This window comes from Carboxydocella thermautotrophica, assembly GCA_003054495.1.
Classification (GTDB): Bacteria; Bacillota.
In genome coordinates this window covers 2,216,303-2,234,436 of sequence record CP028514.1, presented here as the reverse complement: position 1 = coordinate 2,234,436, position 18,134 = coordinate 2,216,303, and the positions used below count along the sequence as shown (strand labels likewise).

25 protein-coding genes and 14 tRNA genes are annotated in these 18,134 nt (G+C 49.5%); 25 read left to right on the top strand and 14 right to left on the bottom strand.

Going from position 1 to position 18,134, the window contains the following annotated elements; genetic code table 11:
• Positions 1 to 32 precede the first annotated feature (32 nt).
• The 22 genes from CTH_RS14400 to CTH_RS11165 all read left to right on the top strand — a co-directional run bounded on the left by CTH_RS14400 (position 33) and on the right by CTH_RS11165 (position 15,441).
• Entirely contained in the window at positions 33 to 164 is a 132-nt protein-coding gene (locus CTH_RS14400) for a hypothetical protein (RefSeq protein ID WP_278308374.1), read from the top strand.
• A gap of 15 nt (positions 165 to 179) precedes the next feature.
• Positions 180 to 647, top strand: coding sequence for a DnaT-like ssDNA-binding protein (locus CTH_RS11265; RefSeq protein ID WP_078665699.1), 468 nt, complete (start codon positions 180 to 182; stop codon positions 645 to 647).
• 300 nt (positions 648 to 947) lie between these two features.
• Positions 948 to 1,301 carry an HK97 gp10 family phage protein gene (locus CTH_RS11255; protein WP_207656815.1) on the top strand — a complete coding sequence of 118 codons (354 nt, stop codon included), beginning with the start codon at positions 948 to 950 and terminating at the stop codon, positions 1,299 to 1,301.
• Between the two features lie 12 nt (positions 1,302 to 1,313).
• Entirely contained in the window at positions 1,314 to 1,706 is a 393-nt protein-coding gene (locus tag CTH_RS11250) for a minor capsid protein (RefSeq protein WP_107753925.1), read from the top strand.
• Complete coding sequence (locus tag CTH_RS14175; protein ID WP_159073876.1) at positions 1,703 to 1,864, top strand: DUF7210 family protein; 162 nt, start codon at positions 1,703 to 1,705, stop codon at positions 1,862 to 1,864. The genes CTH_RS11250 and CTH_RS14175 overlap by 4 nt, the downstream gene beginning before the upstream one ends.
• Positions 1,864 to 2,583 (top strand): hypothetical protein, encoded by a 720-nt coding sequence (locus CTH_RS11245; protein ID WP_107753923.1) that lies wholly within the window; start codon positions 1,864 to 1,866, stop codon positions 2,581 to 2,583. Before CTH_RS14175 ends, CTH_RS11245 begins: the two co-directional genes overlap by 1 nt.
• A 14-nt stretch (positions 2,584 to 2,597) precedes the next feature.
• Entirely contained in the window at positions 2,598 to 3,002 is a 405-nt protein-coding gene (locus tag CTH_RS11240) for a phage tail tube protein (protein WP_078665704.1), read from the top strand.
• 22 nt (positions 3,003 to 3,024) lie between these two features.
• Entirely contained in the window at positions 3,025 to 3,381 is a 357-nt protein-coding gene (locus CTH_RS11235; RefSeq protein WP_107753921.1) for a hypothetical protein, read from the top strand.
• A 215-nt stretch (positions 3,382 to 3,596) separates the two neighbouring features.
• The gene (locus tag CTH_RS11230; RefSeq protein WP_107753919.1) at positions 3,597 to 6,278 is read left to right on the top strand and encodes a tape measure protein; all 2,682 of its coding nucleotides are present in this window, start codon (positions 3,597 to 3,599) and stop codon (positions 6,276 to 6,278) included.
• A gap of 4 nt (positions 6,279 to 6,282) precedes the next feature.
• A complete protein-coding gene (locus tag CTH_RS11225) occupies positions 6,283 to 6,639 on the top strand; it encodes a hypothetical protein (RefSeq protein WP_107753917.1) in 357 nt (118 codons plus the stop codon).
• Positions 6,639 to 8,531 (top strand): hypothetical protein, encoded by a 1,893-nt coding sequence (locus CTH_RS11220; RefSeq protein WP_107753915.1) that lies wholly within the window; start codon positions 6,639 to 6,641, stop codon positions 8,529 to 8,531. Before CTH_RS11225 ends, CTH_RS11220 begins: the two co-directional genes overlap by 1 nt.
• A 1-nt stretch (position 8,532) precedes the next feature.
• Positions 8,533 to 9,681 carry a hypothetical protein gene (locus CTH_RS11215; protein ID WP_107753913.1) on the top strand — a complete coding sequence of 383 codons (1,149 nt, stop codon included), beginning with the start codon at positions 8,533 to 8,535 and terminating at the stop codon, positions 9,679 to 9,681.
• A gap of 4 nt (positions 9,682 to 9,685) precedes the next feature.
• On the top strand, positions 9,686 to 9,877 hold the full coding sequence (locus CTH_RS11210; RefSeq protein ID WP_078665710.1) for a hypothetical protein: 192 nt from the start codon (positions 9,686 to 9,688) through the stop codon (positions 9,875 to 9,877).
• A 7-nt stretch (positions 9,878 to 9,884) separates the two neighbouring features.
• Positions 9,885 to 10,787 carry a hypothetical protein gene (locus CTH_RS11205; RefSeq protein WP_107753911.1) on the top strand — a complete coding sequence of 301 codons (903 nt, stop codon included), beginning with the start codon at positions 9,885 to 9,887 and terminating at the stop codon, positions 10,785 to 10,787.
• A 58-nt stretch (positions 10,788 to 10,845) separates the two neighbouring features.
• Entirely contained in the window at positions 10,846 to 11,088 is a 243-nt protein-coding gene (locus CTH_RS11200; protein ID WP_107753908.1) for a hypothetical protein, read from the top strand.
• A 1-nt stretch (position 11,089) separates the two neighbouring features.
• A complete protein-coding gene (locus CTH_RS11195; protein ID WP_107753905.1) occupies positions 11,090 to 11,740 on the top strand; it encodes a peptidoglycan recognition protein family protein in 651 nt (216 codons plus the stop codon).
• Positions 11,741 to 11,743: 3 nt separating this feature from the next.
• On the top strand, positions 11,744 to 12,007 hold the full coding sequence (locus tag CTH_RS11190) for a hypothetical protein (protein WP_159073875.1): 264 nt from the start codon (positions 11,744 to 11,746) through the stop codon (positions 12,005 to 12,007).
• Positions 11,991 to 12,416 carry a hypothetical protein gene (locus tag CTH_RS11185; protein WP_107753901.1) on the top strand — a complete coding sequence of 142 codons (426 nt, stop codon included), beginning with the start codon at positions 11,991 to 11,993 and terminating at the stop codon, positions 12,414 to 12,416. Before CTH_RS11190 ends, CTH_RS11185 begins: the two co-directional genes overlap by 17 nt.
• A gap of 13 nt (positions 12,417 to 12,429) precedes the next feature.
• On the top strand, positions 12,430 to 14,013 hold the full coding sequence (locus tag CTH_RS11180; protein ID WP_107753899.1) for a DNRLRE domain-containing protein: 1,584 nt from the start codon (positions 12,430 to 12,432) through the stop codon (positions 14,011 to 14,013).
• Complete coding sequence (locus CTH_RS11175) at positions 14,014 to 14,316, top strand: hypothetical protein (protein WP_107753897.1); 303 nt, start codon at positions 14,014 to 14,016, stop codon at positions 14,314 to 14,316.
• A 144-nt stretch (positions 14,317 to 14,460) separates the two neighbouring features.
• Entirely contained in the window at positions 14,461 to 14,994 is a 534-nt protein-coding gene (locus CTH_RS11170; RefSeq protein WP_078665719.1) for a hypothetical protein, read from the top strand.
• A 24-nt stretch (positions 14,995 to 15,018) separates the two neighbouring features.
• The gene (locus CTH_RS11165; protein WP_078665720.1) at positions 15,019 to 15,441 is read left to right on the top strand and encodes a hypothetical protein; all 423 of its coding nucleotides are present in this window, start codon (positions 15,019 to 15,021) and stop codon (positions 15,439 to 15,441) included.
• A gap of 243 nt (positions 15,442 to 15,684) precedes the next feature.
• Here CTH_RS11165 and CTH_RS11160 read toward each other — a convergent pair.
• The 14 genes from CTH_RS11160 to CTH_RS11095 form a co-directional block, all read right to left on the bottom strand.
• Positions 15,685 to 15,761 (bottom strand) — tRNA-Val (locus tag CTH_RS11160).
• A gap of 5 nt (positions 15,762 to 15,766) precedes the next feature.
• Positions 15,767 to 15,842, bottom strand: a tRNA-Met gene (locus CTH_RS11155).
• A 7-nt stretch (positions 15,843 to 15,849) separates the two neighbouring features.
• A tRNA-Gly gene (locus CTH_RS11150) sits at positions 15,850 to 15,923 on the bottom strand.
• A gap of 9 nt (positions 15,924 to 15,932) precedes the next feature.
• Positions 15,933 to 16,023, bottom strand: a tRNA-Ser gene (locus CTH_RS11145).
• Between the two features lie 9 nt (positions 16,024 to 16,032).
• Positions 16,033 to 16,108: transfer RNA gene (locus tag CTH_RS11140), tRNA-Thr, on the bottom strand.
• A gap of 7 nt (positions 16,109 to 16,115) precedes the next feature.
• Positions 16,116 to 16,190 (bottom strand) — tRNA-Arg (locus CTH_RS11135).
• A gap of 1 nt (position 16,191) precedes the next feature.
• Positions 16,192 to 16,266, bottom strand: a tRNA-Gly gene (locus CTH_RS11130).
• Positions 16,267 to 16,280: 14 nt separating this feature from the next.
• Positions 16,281 to 16,363, bottom strand: a tRNA-Leu gene (locus CTH_RS11125).
• A gap of 8 nt (positions 16,364 to 16,371) precedes the next feature.
• Positions 16,372 to 16,447: transfer RNA gene (locus tag CTH_RS11120), tRNA-Lys, on the bottom strand.
• A 10-nt stretch (positions 16,448 to 16,457) separates the two neighbouring features.
• Positions 16,458 to 16,532, bottom strand: a tRNA-Gln gene (locus CTH_RS11115).
• 6 nt (positions 16,533 to 16,538) lie between these two features.
• Positions 16,539 to 16,624 (bottom strand) — tRNA-Tyr (locus CTH_RS11110).
• Positions 16,625 to 16,634: 10 nt separating this feature from the next.
• Positions 16,635 to 16,710: transfer RNA gene (locus tag CTH_RS11105), tRNA-Thr, on the bottom strand.
• Between the two features lie 4 nt (positions 16,711 to 16,714).
• Positions 16,715 to 16,790: transfer RNA gene (locus tag CTH_RS11100), tRNA-Glu, on the bottom strand.
• Positions 16,791 to 16,866: 76 nt separating this feature from the next.
• Positions 16,867 to 16,943, bottom strand: a tRNA-Pro gene (locus tag CTH_RS11095).
• 505 nt (positions 16,944 to 17,448) lie between these two features.
• Between CTH_RS11095 and CTH_RS11090 the strand changes: the two genes are divergently transcribed.
• From CTH_RS11090 to CTH_RS11080, 3 genes are all read left to right on the top strand, one after another.
• Positions 17,449 to 17,640: a hypothetical protein gene (locus CTH_RS11090; RefSeq protein ID WP_078664732.1), complete on the top strand. Its 192-nt coding sequence runs from the start codon at positions 17,449 to 17,451 to the stop codon at positions 17,638 to 17,640.
• Between the two features lie 87 nt (positions 17,641 to 17,727).
• Positions 17,728 to 17,922 carry a hypothetical protein gene (locus CTH_RS11085; protein WP_078664731.1) on the top strand — a complete coding sequence of 65 codons (195 nt, stop codon included), beginning with the start codon at positions 17,728 to 17,730 and terminating at the stop codon, positions 17,920 to 17,922.
• A 13-nt stretch (positions 17,923 to 17,935) separates the two neighbouring features.
• Positions 17,936 to 18,127: a hypothetical protein gene (locus tag CTH_RS11080; RefSeq protein ID WP_107753895.1), complete on the top strand. Its 192-nt coding sequence runs from the start codon at positions 17,936 to 17,938 to the stop codon at positions 18,125 to 18,127.
• Positions 18,128 to 18,134: the final 7 nt, after the last annotated feature.

Below are 18,134 nucleotides of genomic sequence, written 5' to 3'. Positions count from 1 at the left end.
ATCCTGCCTCCCTTTTTAAATGAGGTGGTAAAATGAGTGTTACGGCATTTAACCGAAAAAGACGAGAGCTAGAGCTGCAAAGACAACAGCAGGAAAATGAAAAAAAATTACAGACAGAGCAGGAAAAAGCACAATTGAAGAAGAAATCTCCCGGCAAAAACTAGAAGGGGTGATGTTTTATGGCCTTGCAGGTAGGAATCAACAGCTATGTAACCCTGAGCGAGGCGGAGGAATACTTTGCCGGGAAACTTTTCTGCGAAGAATGGGAAAATGCAGACAGTTACACCAAGGAAAAGGCATTGATAACGGCGACGAAACGGATAAACAGATTGCCCTTTATTGGCAAAAAGGCAGATCCGGCACAGTTGCTGGAATTCCCCAGAGAGTTTGCCTGGACAAGACAAGCAACTTTCGGATTTACGCAGGAAGAAGAAATAAGCCCGGAGGTAAAGGCAGCTACATGCGAAGAAGCACTAGCACTATTAAAATTTGGGAATAATGCCAGAACGAATGCTCAGGAACAAAATGTGGTGCGGGTAAGTTTTGGGGATGTCAGTGAAGAATATCGAGCCAGCTTAAAGTTACTTAGCAGAGAAGCATTAGAACTGCTAAAGCCATATATTGCCGGGGCGGTGCCAATATGGTAAAGGAATACTTAAGGCAGTCAGCGATATTGCTAAAAAAAACCGGGCAGAATGAATTCGGGGAATCGCTTTTTAGCAGCTTGGCCATCAACGTAAGATGGGAGAACCGAATAAAAGTAATAAGGGATAGCAGGGGCCAGGAGGTAGTCTCCGAGGCCCGTTTCTTTTGCCTGGAAGAGGTTAAGCCAGGGGATAAAATTGAATATGCTAGCCGAAGATGGGAAATTGTATCCGTGACTGAATCAGTAGATTTGAACGGAGCCATAATGTACAGGGTTGCTTACTGTAAGTAGGTGAATTTCAATGGGCAAAGATCTGAAATGGGAATGGCAATTTATAGCTAAAAAGGTTGACAGAAAAACAGAAGAGGCTTTGCGTATTTGTGCGGCTGATCTGCAAAGGAAAAGTGCTGAACAGGCACCTGTGGACACGGGTGATTTGAGGGCAAACTGTAATGTAAGTAAGTTGACGAAAAGGAAAGGGAAAGCTAGTATTAGAGTTGGGTATAATTTGCCATATGCTATTGTACAGCATGAATCGCTGCACTTTAATCACCCAAAAGGCGGTAAAGCTAAATTTCTAGAGGATCCATACAAAGAAAATGTTGAGACCTATAAAAAAATAATCGAGAAAGGAATAGGTGAAGCCCTGAAGTAAGGAGGGGCGAAGATGTTGATACGTGACATTGCGGAAATGATTCAGGCCGGCGGCGAAGGAACCGTCGGCATTAATATTTTCCTGGGCCAGCTGCCGGATACTCCGGATGATGCCGTGGCCATATTTGCAACAGGCGGCTACAAGCAGGCTCTTCCCATTCCGGACATCCAAGCAACGGTACAGGTGCTAATCAGGGCCCAGACATTCGAAACAGCGCACAATTGGGCATGGCGAATTTTTAACCTGCTGGACGATGGAGGCAAAGGATTGAAAACGGCGCCGTCCGGTCGGGAAATGGTAATCAAGGCCATGCAGCCACCGTTTACCCTTGGGCGTGACGATGCAGGCCGCGCAGAAATGGTTTTTAACCTAGAAGTATGGACGACGAGGGAGGTGGGGGCATGAGGTACATTGCACTGACTGGGCTGGAGTATAACGGGAAAAGGGTAGAGCCTGGCGATGTTATTGACGACTTGCCGAAAAAAAGCATTAAGTGGCTACTTGAGCAGGGATTAATCAGGCCAATAACGGCAGTTGAACCCGAAAAAGGGGGTGACACCTAATGGCATTTGACCACGGTAGTAAAGCGAAAGTTTATTGTAACGGGTACGATCTGACCCCTTGCCTTACCAGCGTTAGTGTTTCTGGAGAGCTGGAAGCAGTTGAGGCCACAACCCTGGGCAGTACCGCTAAAAGCTATGTTCCGGGCCTGCAAGATGCAACCATTAGCGCCGAGGGGATACATTCCCCAGCTGTCGGTGAAATTGAATATGTGGTGCAGGCGGCCCTGGGAGCTGGCAACGAAAGCACTTGGTGTTATTATCCGCAAGGAGATGCGCTGGGGGCTCGGGGCTATGGGCTAGCGGCATACTTTACCAGCTATGAGGTAGAAAGCCCGGTTGATGATGTAGTTAGCGTTACTGCTGAAGCGCAGTCGAGCAAAGGGCTGGATAATATAGTGTCTTTACACCAGCTGGCCACCAGAACCAGCACCGGCAGCGGCGGGCAAGTGGATAACAGTGCCGCAAGCAGTAACGGCGGAGTGGCTTATTTGCAGGTAACTGCAGTCAGCGGCGTTAGCCCGTCGGCAACAATTAAGGTACAACACAGCGCTGACGGCATCACCTGGGCGGATTTGGCTGCATTCGCTGATGTTACGGCAAGTAATAATGCACAGCGGGTAGTTGTAACCGGAACCGTGAACCGGTATTTGCGGGCTACCTGGACCATAAGCGGGACGAGCCCGAGCTTTACCTTCAATGTTGCATTTGCGAGAAAGTAAAGGAGGAATGAGAAATGGCTTTTGCACACGGTAGCAAGGCGGTATTTAAGGTACAGAACAGCAGCGGCACGCTGACTGATATTAGCCAGTATCTGACCAGCATTTCATTTAGCCAGGAAGCGGAAACTTCCGAAACGACCACACTAGGGAGCACCGCAAAAAGTTATATCCCTGGCCTACTCGATGCAACTATCAGCATCGAGGGTGTGTATGACCCGATGGTAGATAGCACCCTGGGCGGCATCTTTGGTATGACCAGGACTTTTGAATACTACCCGCAGGGCACCACGACCGGCAACCCGAAATTTACCGGTACTTGCATTTTGACCAGTTACAATCCGGAGACTGCCGTTGATGAGGCCGGCACCTTTAGCGCTGAATTCCAGGTTAGCGGTGCCGTTACCCGGACAACCGCTTAATAATTAATAAGGGGGTTTATTTGTGAGTAAGTATTTGGCTTTTGAGGATATCATCAACAAACCAGATCTTGATGAAAAAGAATTGTTTGTGCCCGAATGGGATGGCTATGTTAAAATTCGCGGACTTACTAAGGCACAGCAGCAGGCTATGCGGCGGCAGGCCAGCACTGCAAATGGCCAGATTGACACCGACAAGCTGGAAACAATCATGCTGGCCAGCTGTTTGGTGGAGCCAGCAATCACCCTGGAGCAGGCAGAGCAGCTTAAAAACAAATCTGCCGCAGCGATCGACCGTATTCTGCGGGAAATCCTGGAGCTGGCCGGACTGACCGAAGAAGCACAAAAAGAGGCTATGAAATCCTTTCGTCCTGGGGTTTAAGGACCCCAGGCGATACCCTGATGAGTGGGAAAAAGTTTTCACGTTTCGGCTGGCCCGGGACCTGGGCATGACTGTTGCGGAGCTGGAGCGGAAGATGAGCACCAGGGAATTTGTGGAGTGGATAGCATTTTACGCAGCGGAGGCCAAAGAGCGGGAAGCCGAAGATAAAAAGGCCGAGCAAAAAGCCAGGGCCAGCAGGATGAGGAGGCGATAAAATGGCGCAAGTAGGCGAATTATTTGTCCGATTAACAGCCAGGACCTCGGAATTTCACAAGGCGTTAGATGAAGCCAAGGAAAAGCTAAACAGGGTAGCCAGCAGCGCCGGGGGAGCCTCCACGGCCGCAGCAGCTTTTGTAGGGGCAATCGGAGCAGCAGCAGCTGCGGCAGCTGGCTTTGGCGTAAAGCTGGCAGCTGAGTGGGAGCAGACGGAAATGGCTTTTGCTACCATGTTGGGGAGCGGAGAACGGGCGAAGGCGTTTTTAGAGGAATTGGATGCATTTGCAGCCCGGACCCCGTTCGAGTTGCAAGGGCTAACCGAGACCAGCAGGAAGCTGCTGGCCTTTGGCTTTAGCGCAGAGCAGATTATCCCCATGATGACCGCCATCGGAGATGCTGTGGCCGCATTAGGAGGAGGACAAGCCGAAATAAGCCGAGTTACTTTAGCATTGGGTCAGATGCAGGCCAAGGGCAAGGTGTCGGCCGAGGAAATGATGCAGCTGGCCGAGTTAGGCATACCGGCATGGGAAATGCTGGCCCGAGCTATTGGAACAAGTATCCCGGAAGCAATGAAGCTGGCGGAAAAGGGGGCAATATCCGGGGCTACCGGAATAAATGCTATCCTGGCGGGCATGGAAAAGCGTTTCGCCGGGGCGATGGATAAACAAAGCAAGACCATGCTGGGCTTATGGAGTACCATAAAAGACCAGCTAATATTTATAATGCGTTCTGTCGGGCAGGAGCTAATTGATGCATTTGGCATTAAGGACATTATGCAGCAGGTGGCTAATGAGCTGGGCAACCTAACGGCACGAATAAGGCAGCTTAAAAATGAGGGACATAGTTTGCGGGAGGCTATAATGGGGGCATTCTCCCCAGAGGTCAAAATGCTGGTTGTGGCCTTAGCTGGGGCTATAGTGGGTGCTTTGGTCCCGGCCTTGTTATTAGCAACAAAAGCGGCTATAGCCTTACTAGCATCTCTCGGACCGTTTATGTTACAAGGAGCAGCTATTGCAACAACGGCTTACCTAATTCAAAAAGCGTGGAGAGATGCTGGGGGCGGAATAGCTGCAGTTGGTGTGTTTATACTTCGAGTGATTGGGTCGGTAGTACGGATATTGAGCCTGCTTATTCCACCGCTGGCCGGGGTAGCAGACCGGATATTTGCTTATAGCAACACATTAGGGCAGGCGAGCAACAAAACAGCGGAGGTAGGCAACAAGATAAAGCAACAGCAGCAGGCAATTGCCGGGGCCGGACAAAAAGCAGCGCAATCGCAGCAACAGTTAGGTAAAGCAGTCGAGGGGGCTGGCAAAAAAGCAGGCAAAAACCTGCAGGTTTTTGACCAGGTTTACACCCTGCAGGAGGACATGGCCGATGCTGCAAGCGGAGCTGCGGCGAATATGGCGATGCCACAGGTAGCGGCTCCCAATATTGCGGCTCCAAAAATCCCGGACCTGAGTCAAGCTACCGGCCCTATAGGTGAGCTGGCAAAGAAGTGGGACGAGCTGGCAGCAGCAATGGAGAAGGCCAGACCTATCCTGGAGGCGGTCGGGTATATTGTGGCTGCATTAATGCTGGGTAAATTTATTAAGCTTGCGGTCGAAGTGGGCAGTTTTATCGGGAAGCTACTGCCGCTGGGCAGAATAATGCAGTTTATAGCTGAAATACCGCTGGTAAAAAGGTTGTTAGATATAAGCTGGGCATTAGGTTTATTTGGGCGCTATGCGCTGGCGGTTGTGGGGTATGTAGCAAGGATGGCAGCAAGTTGGATAGCCGCAATCGGTCCAATCGGGTGGCTAATCGCAGCCGTTATCGCGTTGGCGGTTGTAATATACTTTTACTGGGACGAAATCAGTGCCTGGACAAAGCAAAAATGGTCCGAATTAACTGCTTGGCTGAGCCAGGCTTGGGAGAATATAAAATCCTGGGCGGCCCAGAAGTTTTTAGCTCTTGTTATGGGCATTGGACAGTTATGGGCTGACTTAAAAACAGGGACGGTCGAGAAGTGGAACACAATAGCAAACTATCTCTCCCAGGCGTGGGACAATATCAAATCCTGGGCCGGGTCAAAATGGGGGGCGCTGACAGATACAATAAAGAGCAGCACAGCAGCAGCAACCCAATGGGTAGCGAACAAATGGGAGGCCGCCAAAAACACAGTTGCTGAGCTATGGGACAGCTTGAAGCAGGCCACAAAAAGCAAATGGGATGGGATTACGGCGGTGCTTAAAACTGCCATTAATAGCGTTATTGGCTTTATTAACAAGCTAATTGATATGTGGAACGGTCTGCGGTTCAGCGTACCAAAAGTCAGCCTACCCGGGGGCCTGACTTTCGGCGGGTTTGACGTTGGCGTTGTGAAGCTGCCCAAAATCCCGTTTCTGGCCAAAGGCGGCATAGTCACCGGCCCCACTTTGGCGATGGTTGGCGAAGCCGGCCCGGAGGCAGTTGTTCCCTTAAGCGGTTCGCGGGGCGCCGCCTTTGCGGACCAGATCGCACAGGCAGTATATGTTGCAGTCCGGGACGCTTTGCGGATGCACAGCGCAAGCAATAGCGGGGAGCACCGGCAGCAGGAAATCGTGCTTGAGATAGATGGCAACCGCATCGGCCGGGCGCTGATCCCGGCGCTGACCCGGGAAAGCCAGCGGCTGGGCCGCACCGTAATCATAGGGGGGTGATGGCATGGCGCTGGTTACAATTAACGGACGGGCGATCGCTGACCCGTCTGATATTGAAGTAGGTCAGTACCGCATAAGCAAAGCGGAGCGGACCGCTGCTGGTAAAATGATGATGGAGATTATCGCTATTAAAAGGTCCGTTACCCTTAAATATAACCTTATCTCGGAGGCTGCCCTGAAAACAATTCTGGATGAGCTGGAAAGCAAGACATTTCACACCCTGACTTACCCTGACCCACAGGGGAGCGGCGGGGCAAAGACCATAACCGTATATGTGGGTGACATAAAAGAGAGCGCCTGGCAGACCGTCGGGGGCGTTAGGTACTGGCGGGATGTCAGCATAGGACTGGTGGAGCAATAATGCGGCAAGTTAGCAACGAGTTTATGCAAGCCATGGTATCAACAGAGCGGAGAGTTCTGGGCCGGGTACAGATTGATTACACCGACCCTTTTATTGATCAATCCATAGCCTGCTCTGCAAACGAACAGGCCAACATCTCCTATCCTGGCCAGACGGCGGACGGAGTAGCTGAGCCGTTTACCAAAATAGCGGCGCTGGACGGGGCCTGGGTGCTGGACGGTACTTTCGCCCTGGCACCGGGACCAGGAGAGGAAGAGCTGTTGCAAATGGGCTGGTGGGGTAGTCAACTGGCGAATGCTGTGGGCTATTTTAGCCAGCCCTATCCGACCTTGACCATATCTTTTTTTAGTAGACCGATAACCCGACTGTCGGTGGTAGGGGACAGCAAACGAGGTGAATATCCGACTGAGTTTACGATCCGACTGTATAATGGGACCACCCTGTTACATACAGAGCAGGTAACGGGGAATATGCAGGTGAGCTGGTCGAAAACCCTGGGGACGCCGGTAACACAGGTAAACAAAATGGAACTGGAGATAAGCCGATGGAGTCACCCTGGCCGACAGGTAAAAATAACCGAATTTTACACCAGCATCAGCGAGGTGTACGAGGGGGAAGATTTGATAAGCATATATTTGCTGGAAGAGCGGGAGATAAGCAATGGTAGCTTGCCAGTGGGGAACATCAGCGCAAACGAAATAACCGTGCGGCTAAGTAATGCGAGCCGCAAGTTTGATGCGGACAACAAACAAAGCCCGCTTTACCAGCTGCTGAAACCTAACAGGCGCATTAGAGCCTGGTTGGGAGCGCAGTTGCAGAGCGGAACCGAGTGGGTGCCGCTTGGGGTATTCTGGGCTGGAGACTGGAAAGCACCCAGGGATGAAGTATATGTGGAAACAACCGGCCGGGACAGGCTGGACTTGCTAAGTAAAAGCACCTTTAAGGGCAGTCAGGTCTGGCAAAACATAACCCTGTACCAGTTGGCGGAGGCAATCCTGCAGGATGGCGGGCTGGCAACGGGAGAATACTGGCTTGATCCGGCGCTGGCAGAGCATACGATACCTTACGCTTACCTGGGTGATATAAGTCACCGGGAAGCGCTGCGGAAAGTAGCGGAGGCTTGTCTGGGTCAGGTTTATTGTGACCGGGATGGAGTGGTGCGGCTGGAGACCATGGAATATGTATATCAGCGGGCCAGTCAGTATTTGCTACCGTTTTTTAATGTGGAAGCTGGAATAAGCATAGGGAAAGATGATTATTACAAGCTAGATCGGCCTACAAAGTGGGGACAGATTGCGAATTTAGTGGAGGTGGAGACTCAGCCGCTGCTCCCCAAAAGCGCCGAAGAAGTATATCGCAGTAATGAACAGATCGCCGTTGGCCCGGGCCAGCAGGTACAGATTATTGCATATTACAACAAAACCCCCTGCATAAATGCGGTTGCTGCCTTGCAGGGGGCCACAAGCACAGTCATAGCGGCAGTGCAGTATTATGCCTGGGGTGCAGAATTGACATTGCAAAACAGTGGGCAGGCGGCAGAGCAAGTGATAATAAGCATTACGGCCCAGCCGCTGGAGGTGGCAAACAAACAAAAAGCCATAGCCCGGGATGATGTCAGCATAACCGAGCATGGGCTTATCCGCTATGTTTACCCGGGGAACCCATTGGTACAGACCCTGACGATGGCGCAGCAGATTGCAGACAGGTTGCTGGCAAGTTTTAAGGACCCGAGGAGGGATATAGACCTTGAATGGCGAGGCAACCCGGCGCTGGAACTAGGAGATGTGGCAAACGTTGAGGGGGACACTACCTGGGAACCTTTTGCCGTGATTAAGCAGGAGCTGGAATTCGCCGGAGCATTGCGAACAAAATTAAGCGCAAGGAGGTTATAAAATGACCTATGCAGATAATGCTTTAAAATTGGACGCTAACGGGCGTCCTATACCACAGGCATATAACCCGGTGCTGGACGACTTCGAGGAAGTTACCAGTTACGGAAAACAGTTAATTGTAGGCACTATGCAACAGCCCTGGCGGGAAGACTTCCCTGGAACTGGACTGAACACAAACTGGCAGGTGGTGCAAACCGGCAGCGGGCACACCATAACGGTTGCGAATAGCGTTTTAAGTATCGCCACCGGAACCACCGCTGATACCGAGACCATTATTCGCAGCACCAAAAAGTTTACTATACCTTTTCGGGTATGGTTTATCGCTTATTTGTCACAGCGCATAGCTAACCAGGAGTTTTACCTGGAGTTAGTTAACGAAGCAGGGGACATGGTAGCGCAATGGCTGCTGGACGGCACTTCGGCCACGAGTGGCAAGCATAATGTCGCTAATGCCGGCACTTATGGCGGAGCAATATCGATGACCACTTTATCGTCCGCAAGTTATACAATTTTTGAAATTGAATTATTCCCGGATGAAACTTACTTTGTAAGCCGTTATGCGGACAGTACCAGCCAGAAAAGTTATATTGGCTGCAGGACCCGGTTAATCCCGGACCCGACCCAGGAATATTATGTGCAAATCAGGGCCAAAAACCTATCCATAGCGCCGACCAGTAGCACCACATTATATATTGATGCGATTGTAGTGCAGGACATCAGTGAGCTAACAGCCGAGGTTACGGGGGGCAGAGGAGGCGGCGGTGCAAGCCAGAGCGTACCGGTTTATTTGGCCGTCACACCTGCGGCGATGATGAGGAACCGGCGGACTGTTTATACCGATAGCACGACTGCTTTAGGTGCTAATGCAACCTATACCGGCTCCACCCGGGACCTGGGTACTGACGGAAACAATTACCCAGCTTTTGCTATCGCCCGGGCCTATGCGGATCAGCCAGGAACGCTGTATATTGAGCAGTCCAGGGACGGCTCGGTCTGGCGGTCGGCGGTTGGCGACAGCATAGCCCTGGCGGCAGGCGAAACCCGCACTTTAACGGTACGGTTATTGGCCAGATACTGGCGGGTGAAATATGTAAACGGCGGCACATCACAGGGCAGCTTTGAGCTAATTAGCAGCACATCGGAGGTGTAAAGCTATGGCGCAGTTTTTAGAAGGTTATGCTTTTGTGGAATGTGGCTATTGCAGGGGCAAGTTCCAGGCTCTGAAAGAGTACGACTACGGCCTGGATACCGACCAGGAGGCGCTGGGCCAATTGGTGCAGGCACATTGGGCGCAATGCACTGCAGAAAACCCATACATTGACCCTAATGGATATTATGGGGAGTGATTGCTGAATGGGCAGCGCACCGAACAACTACCAGAACCCTAAAACTGACTGGGCCGCCGGGAACATCCCGACGGCCTCTGATTTTAACCGCATTGAGGGCAATATTCTGGCGGTGGAGGAGAACGCCAGGACCATTGACCCGGCCCAGGCACCGACGGGGAACAGCGGCAGCTTGCGGCAATTTTTGGACTGGCTGGCAAATCGGGTCAAGGCGATAACAGGCAAGGCAAACTGGTATGATAACCCTGACATAACCCTGGCATCTCTGGCCGCACACAAGAGCAGACATGCCACAGGGGGGCCGGATCAACTTACTCCGGCCGACATTGGAGCGGCAAGTCAAGCGGCCCTGGACGCCCACGCAAACCGCACCGACAACCCGCATAGTGTAACTGCTGATCAAATAGGGGCAAGTAACATCCTATCCCAACTGTTGTCTGTTGACGGCCCGGGAAGCGGATTGGATGCGGATACAGTGGATGGGAAACATGCTAGTGATTTTGTAGTACTTAGCGATTTGCCATCTGTTGTCAAGGTTGTCAACCCTAATTCGCTAAATAAACAACAAGCATATACTTATACATCAGCAAGCAACACCGATAGCAGCGCATCGTTTGTAAAGCAAAATTGGCACAATAAAGTCAGAGTGTATTATCATTTTGTAGATGCATATGGTTCGGGCTCATCTTCTGCTAATTACACTGTGGCAATCAATAATACAGTAGTTAAAAGTTCAAGTATAAGTGGAGATGGTTTTGACGTCTGGGTTAATGATATTTATGACATCACTAACATTGCAAAAGGGCAAACAGTAACAATAACTATTCACATAACTCCTATATCTGGGTATACAGCAGTGAGAGACTTGTACTTGTATACCGAGGATGAGCTTGATTTGCGTTTCACATAATCATAAAAAAGCCGACTGCATAGCGATTTTTTATTTTACCTGGAAGGAGGCCGGGCGGATGTCGGAACAGGATATTAGGACAATTTCGGACAGGCTGAATGAAATGAGCCAGCGTTTGGCAAGGATAGAAGAGCGGTTAAGTATAGTACCATTATGCGGTTCGGACTGCGCCCGGGGAAAGGCAGCGGAGCTAGAGAGGCGGCTGGTCATTCTGGAGCAAGACAAAAGCTGGATATATAAAACCATCATCGGCGCCGTTATCGGCGCTTTTTTGGCGCTCATTTTAAAAGGAGGGGCCTAAGGTGGAATACAAAATTATTACGCCGCAAATAAATTGGAAGGACCCGGCCGACTTAAAGCCGCTGGATAAGAAGGCGATTATCGGCATTGCCTTGCACCATATGGCAAACCCTAATTGGGGTTTTTGGGACGTACACCGGGCCCACCAGTCCCGGGGCTGGAATGGCATCGGATATAATTTCTGGATTGGCTTTGACGGGACCATATACCAAGGCCGAGGCTTTAACGTCGGGGCCGGAGTCAAGGGACACAATGAGCAGCTGATATCGGTCGGGTTCCAGGGCGATTACCATAATGTGCAGACCATAATGCCAGACGCACAGTACAATGCAGGCGTCTGGCTTATTAATTGGCTCAAGCAGCAACTGCCGAATATACGCATTGTGCACGGGCATAAATACTGGGCTCAGACTGCTTGCCCTGGGCAAAATTTCCCCCTGACCGAAATGGCCCTTGGCCGGTGGAGAGGACAGCCACCGGCACCAAAACAGGAGGACCAGCTTGCCGAGGCAGTTAAGGTGTTGCAGTCCCAGGGGATTATTAACAGCCCGCAATACTGGCTTGACCACGCCAGGAAAGGTAAGCTGGTTGAGGGCGATTATGCTGGGACACTGATCATGCGTATGGCCGAGAAGTTGAAGGGAGGAAAATAGCTTATGCTACCACTAGAACTTGTGATGGCTCTGACGGTAGGATTTACCGAAAGTCTAAAACAATCTTTTAAAATTCCCAAACAATGGCTCTGGCTGCTGGTGATTGCTCTGGGCGCTGCCTTAAATGGCCTCAATGCCTGGGCCTTTGGCGGATCGGTGCTGGAGGCAGTGAAAGAGGGAATTGTTGGCTCTGCGACAGCCAGCGGTATCTATGGTCTGACCAAGGCGGCTCTAAAGGGAGGTAATGCAGATGGCGGCGATAGGTAAATGGTACGGCCAGGCGCTGATTAAGGCCTTGAACTGGGACACTGACGCCATAAAGGTAATGCTGTGCAGCAGCGCGTATGTGCCAGATCAGGATAACCATGTATACTTAAGCAGCATAACCAACTATGAGGTAACCGGGACTGGTTATACAGCTGGTGGGCAAGTGCTGGCCGGCAAAACGATAACATATGATGCGGTAAACAATAAGGTGGTGCTGGACGCAGCCGATGTCACCTGGCCTAATGCCACCATAACCGCCAGGTATGCGGTTATTTATGCCGATACCGGTAACCCGGCTACAAGTCCGCTGCTGGGCTATGTGGACTTCGGGCAGGATGTCAGCAGTACCAACGGCAATTTTACGATTGCATGGGATGCAGCAGGCATCTTTAACATTACCGTAGGCTAAGGGGTGAAACCCCATGCAGGAGATAAAGAGGACAAGAAATAGCAAACACTATCTTAGACCTGACGGGAAAATAGAAGTATACCTAAACGATATCCACTATCATGACGGCAACGGCTGGCAGGAAATTATCGAAAACTGGGAATACGAGCCGGGATTTGGCCACAAGGTAAAGCGGGCAGGGTATAATCTGCGTATCCTGCCTGGCTACCTGCGGTTTGGTTTTGCACCAGGGGTTTATGTAGACTACAAGTTGCCCGCCGGGACCAGGACTGTTTCGGGACGCAATTTAACAATATCGGATGCCTGGGTAAATAGCGATCTGGAGTATACCAACGGCCCGAGCGGGGTTAAAGCTGAAATAGTGCTAAAAGCGCCAGGTCATCCGGCTGAATTCAGGTTCGGCGCATATACCAAGAATTGCGAAATGGCGCAGGTTGGGCAGGAGGTTGTTTTTACAAGGCAGGGGGATATAGTCGGCCGGGTGCTGGCTCCATTTGCGATCGATGCAAGCGGCGATGTTGGCCCGGTTGATTTGCGGCTGGAAGGCAACGATATAATTTTTACTCCTGACCCCGTCTGGCTGTCTACCGCCACCTACCCTGTTCGGATTGACCCTACGACTACGTTACAGCCTGAAGCTGCTGCAAGCAAAGATGCCTATGTTTGGCAAACAAATGGTAGTACAAACTATGGGACCAATACTGCTCTTTTTGTGGGCACCCACCCAATCTATAGCACACCTTTTCGCAGTTATTTGCAGTTCGATATTTCATCTATACAAGGAGATATAACAAATATCACCTTGCAGTTATATGCCTACTATGTTACGGGAGCAGGGCCTCAAGTATCGGCGTATTTACCATCAACAACGTGGGACGAAGCTGCAATAACATGGGGCAATCAACCTGCGATTGGAAGCAAAATAACAGGGCCTGTATCTGTTACAGCGACTGGTACTTGGTATAATTTCGACCTCACGCCTGTGGCAACTACATGGAAAACCGCTAACAATGGCATAGTGCTTAAACAAGACCCAGAAGGCGGAGCTTATACCTATGCCGGTTTTTACAGTTCCGACTATTCTGACGCCACCTTGCGTCCGAAGCTGGTTATAACCTACACGGCAGCTGTGATTGATGCAGTTGTGGGCCCAGCCCCGGCAAACGGGACTGCGACAGCGGTAGGAGTTAATGTAAGCGGCAGTGCTAACACAACCGGGGCAACTGCATCTGCAACAGCACAAGCACTAGCACCGGCAGTTGTTTGCAGCGCTGACATCACGGCAACTGTGGCAGAGGTGAGTGTCGCAGGATCCAGTGCAAATTTTAGTGGGCAGGCCGTAGTCGCTCCAGGCTTTGCACTGGCGGCAGCAGGAGTGCATTTGCCGCAGGTTAATGTCGAGGCAATTATACAAGCTGCGATTATGTTGGCCCTGGCAACCTGTTTGGCACCGACGGTTGCTGCTTTTGCGCCCAAAAAGAAATCGCCAGCATACAGCTGGCGAGTATCACCGGACCGATACTCTCACAAAGAGTTGCCGGATAGATGGGTTGTTAAGGTATTGCCTGACTGCTATACCTGGAAGGAGTTGAGCTAAATGGGGAGAGTGATACAGGTTGGCGAAGAGCGAGAAATAGGGATAGAGCTGTTCTCAACTGACGGTACTAATTTTATGGTGACCGCCACTTATGAGTATAAGGACCCGGCTGGAAACATATTGGCCAGCGGGCCAGCGCAGGTGGATGGGCATAAGGTTTTTGTGTTGCTAAAGCCGACCGTAAGTAACCGTAACCCAGTCGTGTTCACCTGCACCATAACCCCGCTGGACCAGCAAGGCCAGCCGGATCCGAACAAAAACCAGGAGAAGCTGATTGTACCAGTGCCAGTTATTGTTCCGTGACAGACGGCAGAAAGAACGGCTTTTCTGCGCATTTTGTCGAATATTGACGAAAATCAAATGAAGGATTTATCTGCTTTTTGGCGAATATACTGAAACAGAATGAATAATATATTCAGATAATATATTCAGTAGAGGGATATGAAAATGCAAAGTTCAGTAACAATTAATAACGAAAGCGAACAGACACAAACAAAGGAATATTGTTTATACTGTATGTATGCTTATCAATCTCCTGATAAGCCTGGGTTTATTGCTAATTTAGGGTTCAGGTTTATTTATACGCTTCTTGCTTGGATTTTATTAGGATATAAGAATTCGGCAGGTTCTAGTTTTTTTGTTTCATTATTATTTTTTGTTAGTCCTTTGTGCGTTGACTATCTTAAATTTGAGCCATCAGAAAAAATAAGAAAATATTTTAAGAAAATTAGTTTGTGTATAACTTTTTTCTGGGTTATCATTGGAATTTTAGGAGTCTTTGAAATTATTACTTTAAATAACGAATTACATATTCAATTAAGTAAAGATTTTATTGCGTTTCGTAGTCTAAATATAAATATTAGCTTATTATATGTTTGGTATGCACTTATGGTAAATGTAATAATTACTTTGTTAGATTGGATTATTTGTGAATATCCAGCAGAAAACGCAAAAAAATGGGCAAATGAATTCAACTCATAATTTTTATCAAAAGAGGTGATAAGTATGATAGTCGACAACTTTCTTTATGTTTTAATTATATTATATTTAACACTTGCTCTTGGCATCTTTATAAAAATCTATTTAAAAGGAGTACGGGGTTTTACACTGTTTATTCATCCGTTTATTATGCCTATAATTATTTTCGATTCTGGAATAAAATTTGCTTTTCATGAAGCAATTAAACAAGCTACACCATGGCAAAAATTAAGGGTCTTTATTTTGCTTTTTAAAGCTGTAATTATAATGTTTCCAATAATAGTAGGTGTTTCTGGAAAACATATTTACGATACACAACTTGAGATAGCAGAAAAAATGAAAAAAAGAAAACCAAAAGAAAGGCGCTTACATCTTCGTGAACAATTAAGCGATCAAAATAAATTCACAAAGAATTTTTTGAAGCAACAGCATCATATGTATTGCCATTAAAAATAGCTAGCTTTATCCCGGCCCTCCGGGGCTTTTTTGTTGCTACTAGTGACAGAAAGCAACAAAAGCAGGCAAAAGCCTGCTTTAAGTTTAGAGTATAATGGTGCCCGTGGTGCCGAAATGGTGCCCAAAAGTGTCTCTATGGTGCCGAAAAGGGCATAAAATTGCACAAAAGTTGCCAGAAAACAAAAACCGCTAATCAGGCGCGAAGCCTTGATATTAGCGGTTTTTCTGGCTTTATTATGGTGGGCGATACAGGACTTGAACCTGTGACCTCTTGCATGTCAAGCAAGCGCTCTGACCAACTGAGCTAATCGCCCGTGTTTGGTTGCGGGGGAGGGACTTGAACCCTCGACCTTCGGGTTATGAGCCCGACGAGCTACCAACTGCTCTACCCCGCGTTGATAGTGGAGCGGGTGATGGGAATCGAACCCACGCAACCAGCTTGGAAGGCTGGGGCTCTACCACTGAGCTACACCCGCATTTTAAACTGGCGGAGAAGGTGGGATTCGAACCCACGCGGGACTTGCGCCCCCTACAGCATTTCCAGTGCTGCCTCTTGATCCACTTGAGTACTTCTCCGTGCTAAACTGGAGCCACTAACCGGGATTGAACCGGTGACCTCATCCTTACCAAGGATGCGCTCTACCTACTGAGCTATAGTGGCAAGCTGATGGTGCGCCCGGTAGGAATCGAACCTACGCACCAGGTTCCGGAGACCTGCGCTCTATCCACTGAGCTACGGGCGCCTGGAGCGGAAGACGGGATTCGAACCCGCGACCCTCGCCTTGGCAAGGCGATGCTCTACCACTGAGCCACTTCCGCATAATGCCCACAATTGGTGCGGGTGGAGGGACTTGAACCCCCACGGTTTCCCGCTGGAACCTAAATCCAGTGCGTCTGCCAATTCCGCCACACCCGCGCGGATAATGGTGAGCCATGCTGGACTCGAACCAGCGACACCCTGATTAAAAGTCAGGTGCTCTACCGACTGAGCTAATGGCTCGCGAAATAAGTGGCTGGGGTGGCTGGATTCGAACCAACGCATGGCGGAGTCAAAGTCCGCTGCCTTACCACTTGGCTACACCCCAGCGAAATGGTGGAGGAGGTAGGATTCGAACCTACGAAGGCGTCAGCCGGCAGATTTACAGTCTGCTCCCTTTGACCACTCGGGAACTCCTCCATAGATATTCTGGAGCCGGCGACAGGACTTGAACCCGCAACCTACTGATTACAAGTCAGTTGCTCTACCAGTTGAGCTACGCCGGCAGGTTGGTGACCCCTACGGGATTCGAACCCGTGTTACCGCCGTGAAAGGGCGGTGTCTTAGACCACTTGACCAAGGGGCCATATGCACTTCTGTATTTTACACAACCATTCCGTGTTTGTCAACACTTTTTCTTGCATTATATCCTGGAATTGCGATGGTCGGGGCGACAGGATTCGAACCTGCGACCCCCTGCTCCCAAGGCAGGTGCGCTACCAAGCTGCGCTACGCCCCGTCGCAAAGAATATGATACACCGATATGCCCATGTTGTCAACAAAAAAATTTGTCGAATAAATTCGAAGGAAAATTTAAAAAATTGAAGGACAATAAGCAGGATTTTTGCAACCGAAGAAGAATAATATACGTACAAAGTTTCACAAGCAAGCGGCGCCGCGAATGTGAAATTGGCCACAATCTCCTGCAGCGGTTATGGTTGGGAGAGGCGGTAAGTCAGCGAAGATTTACTGCCGGGGAGGGAAGTGAGTTTTGTATGGGCAATGTTAATTGTCAGTGTGGTAAACTGATCTGTCAGGTTGTGGATAATACTTTGATCATTAAATGCCGTCATTGTAAAAGGTTTATTCTAATCCGTTTAAATGAAACGCGTACCAAGCCTGTTATTCATTTTAAAACTTCATAGAGATTCTAGAGTCCAGAGACCTTTGAGTCCGGAGACCGGCAGGAGTTCCTGACAGGAACTCCTGACCGGTCTTTTTCTTTGGCGAAGGAGGTGAAAGGTGTGGCAGGTATTATTCCCCACAAGGAAGGGGCGGAAGTAAGTCATTTACTGGCTGATGTTCGTTGTATGTGTGGCAAAATCGTTGCACAAAGAGCACGTACCAAAATCTATATTAAATGCAGACATTGCAAGCGCTTCATTATCATCGATACCAGGGAAGATTGCAGTAACTGGGAAACCAAATACCGTTAAACCCAGTCCGGAGACTTTCAAGTCCTGAGACCGGTAGCTGGCCGGGCCTCAGGGAGGTTCGGTTTTTTTGTGGAGGAGGGTTGTCCAATGTTAACTTTGCTGGGAATTGGTGCACTTCTTTCACTGGTGTTTGGTTTTAGCTCAGGCGGATATGTAGCGTTCTATGTGTTGCCTGCTGGCAATGGAGTGGTAAGGTCTCTGTTAACCATGTTCCTGGGGGTGCTCATTTCGGCAATAACTTTTGTGCTGGCCGTCAGTCTGGTCTGGCCGGCGGTGATGTAAGGGGGGATTGAGCATGTTAAAGGCTGTATTAATAAAGCTGGGGGTATTATGTTTGCTTTTTTCTCTGGCAGTGAGTGCTTATGTTACCCTTTATAAGGTGAAAGCCAGAAATGTTTCGGGTATGCTCCTGTTTGTTTTACTGACCCTGGTGATCTGGATAGGAGCTATTTCCGTTGCTGTAGCAGGGGTTATGGTGCATCCGTGAGACGGGT

What these genes read in the sequence shown, in the direction of transcription:
- CTH_RS14400 (WP_278308374.1), top strand. Translation starts at nt 33, where the DNA reads ATGAGTGTTACGGCATTTAACCGAAAAAGACGAGAGCTAGAGCTGCAA.
- CTH_RS11265 (WP_078665699.1), top strand. Translation starts at nt 180, where the DNA reads ATGGCCTTGCAGGTAGGAATCAACAGCTATGTAACCCTGAGCGAGGCG.
- CTH_RS11255 (WP_207656815.1), top strand. Translation starts at nt 948, where the DNA reads ATGGGCAAAGATCTGAAATGGGAATGGCAATTTATAGCTAAAAAGGTT.
- CTH_RS11250 (WP_107753925.1), top strand. Translation starts at nt 1,314, where the DNA reads ATGTTGATACGTGACATTGCGGAAATGATTCAGGCCGGCGGCGAAGGA.
- CTH_RS14175 (WP_159073876.1), top strand. Translation starts at nt 1,703, where the DNA reads ATGAGGTACATTGCACTGACTGGGCTGGAGTATAACGGGAAAAGGGTA.
- CTH_RS11245 (WP_107753923.1), top strand. Translation starts at nt 1,864, where the DNA reads ATGGCATTTGACCACGGTAGTAAAGCGAAAGTTTATTGTAACGGGTAC.
- CTH_RS11240 (WP_078665704.1), top strand. Translation starts at nt 2,598, where the DNA reads ATGGCTTTTGCACACGGTAGCAAGGCGGTATTTAAGGTACAGAACAGC.
- CTH_RS11230 (WP_107753919.1), top strand. Translation starts at nt 3,597, where the DNA reads ATGGCGCAAGTAGGCGAATTATTTGTCCGATTAACAGCCAGGACCTCG.
- CTH_RS11225 (WP_107753917.1), top strand. Translation starts at nt 6,283, where the DNA reads ATGGCGCTGGTTACAATTAACGGACGGGCGATCGCTGACCCGTCTGAT.
- CTH_RS11220 (WP_107753915.1), top strand. Translation starts at nt 6,639, where the DNA reads ATGCGGCAAGTTAGCAACGAGTTTATGCAAGCCATGGTATCAACAGAG.
- CTH_RS11215 (WP_107753913.1), top strand. Translation starts at nt 8,533, where the DNA reads ATGACCTATGCAGATAATGCTTTAAAATTGGACGCTAACGGGCGTCCT.
- CTH_RS11210 (WP_078665710.1), top strand. Translation starts at nt 9,686, where the DNA reads ATGGCGCAGTTTTTAGAAGGTTATGCTTTTGTGGAATGTGGCTATTGC.
- CTH_RS11205 (WP_107753911.1), top strand. Translation starts at nt 9,885, where the DNA reads ATGGGCAGCGCACCGAACAACTACCAGAACCCTAAAACTGACTGGGCC.
- CTH_RS11200 (WP_107753908.1), top strand. Translation starts at nt 10,846, where the DNA reads ATGTCGGAACAGGATATTAGGACAATTTCGGACAGGCTGAATGAAATG.
- CTH_RS11190 (WP_159073875.1), top strand. Translation starts at nt 11,744, where the DNA reads ATGCTACCACTAGAACTTGTGATGGCTCTGACGGTAGGATTTACCGAA.
- CTH_RS11185 (WP_107753901.1), top strand. Translation starts at nt 11,991, where the DNA reads ATGGCGGCGATAGGTAAATGGTACGGCCAGGCGCTGATTAAGGCCTTG.
- CTH_RS11180 (WP_107753899.1), top strand. Translation starts at nt 12,430, where the DNA reads ATGCAGGAGATAAAGAGGACAAGAAATAGCAAACACTATCTTAGACCT.
- CTH_RS11175 (WP_107753897.1), top strand. Translation starts at nt 14,014, where the DNA reads ATGGGGAGAGTGATACAGGTTGGCGAAGAGCGAGAAATAGGGATAGAG.
- CTH_RS11170 (WP_078665719.1), top strand. Translation starts at nt 14,461, where the DNA reads ATGCAAAGTTCAGTAACAATTAATAACGAAAGCGAACAGACACAAACA.
- CTH_RS11165 (WP_078665720.1), top strand. Translation starts at nt 15,019, where the DNA reads ATGATAGTCGACAACTTTCTTTATGTTTTAATTATATTATATTTAACA.
- CTH_RS11085 (WP_078664731.1), top strand. Translation starts at nt 17,728, where the DNA reads ATGTTAACTTTGCTGGGAATTGGTGCACTTCTTTCACTGGTGTTTGGT.
- CTH_RS11080 (WP_107753895.1), top strand. Translation starts at nt 17,936, where the DNA reads ATGTTAAAGGCTGTATTAATAAAGCTGGGGGTATTATGTTTGCTTTTT.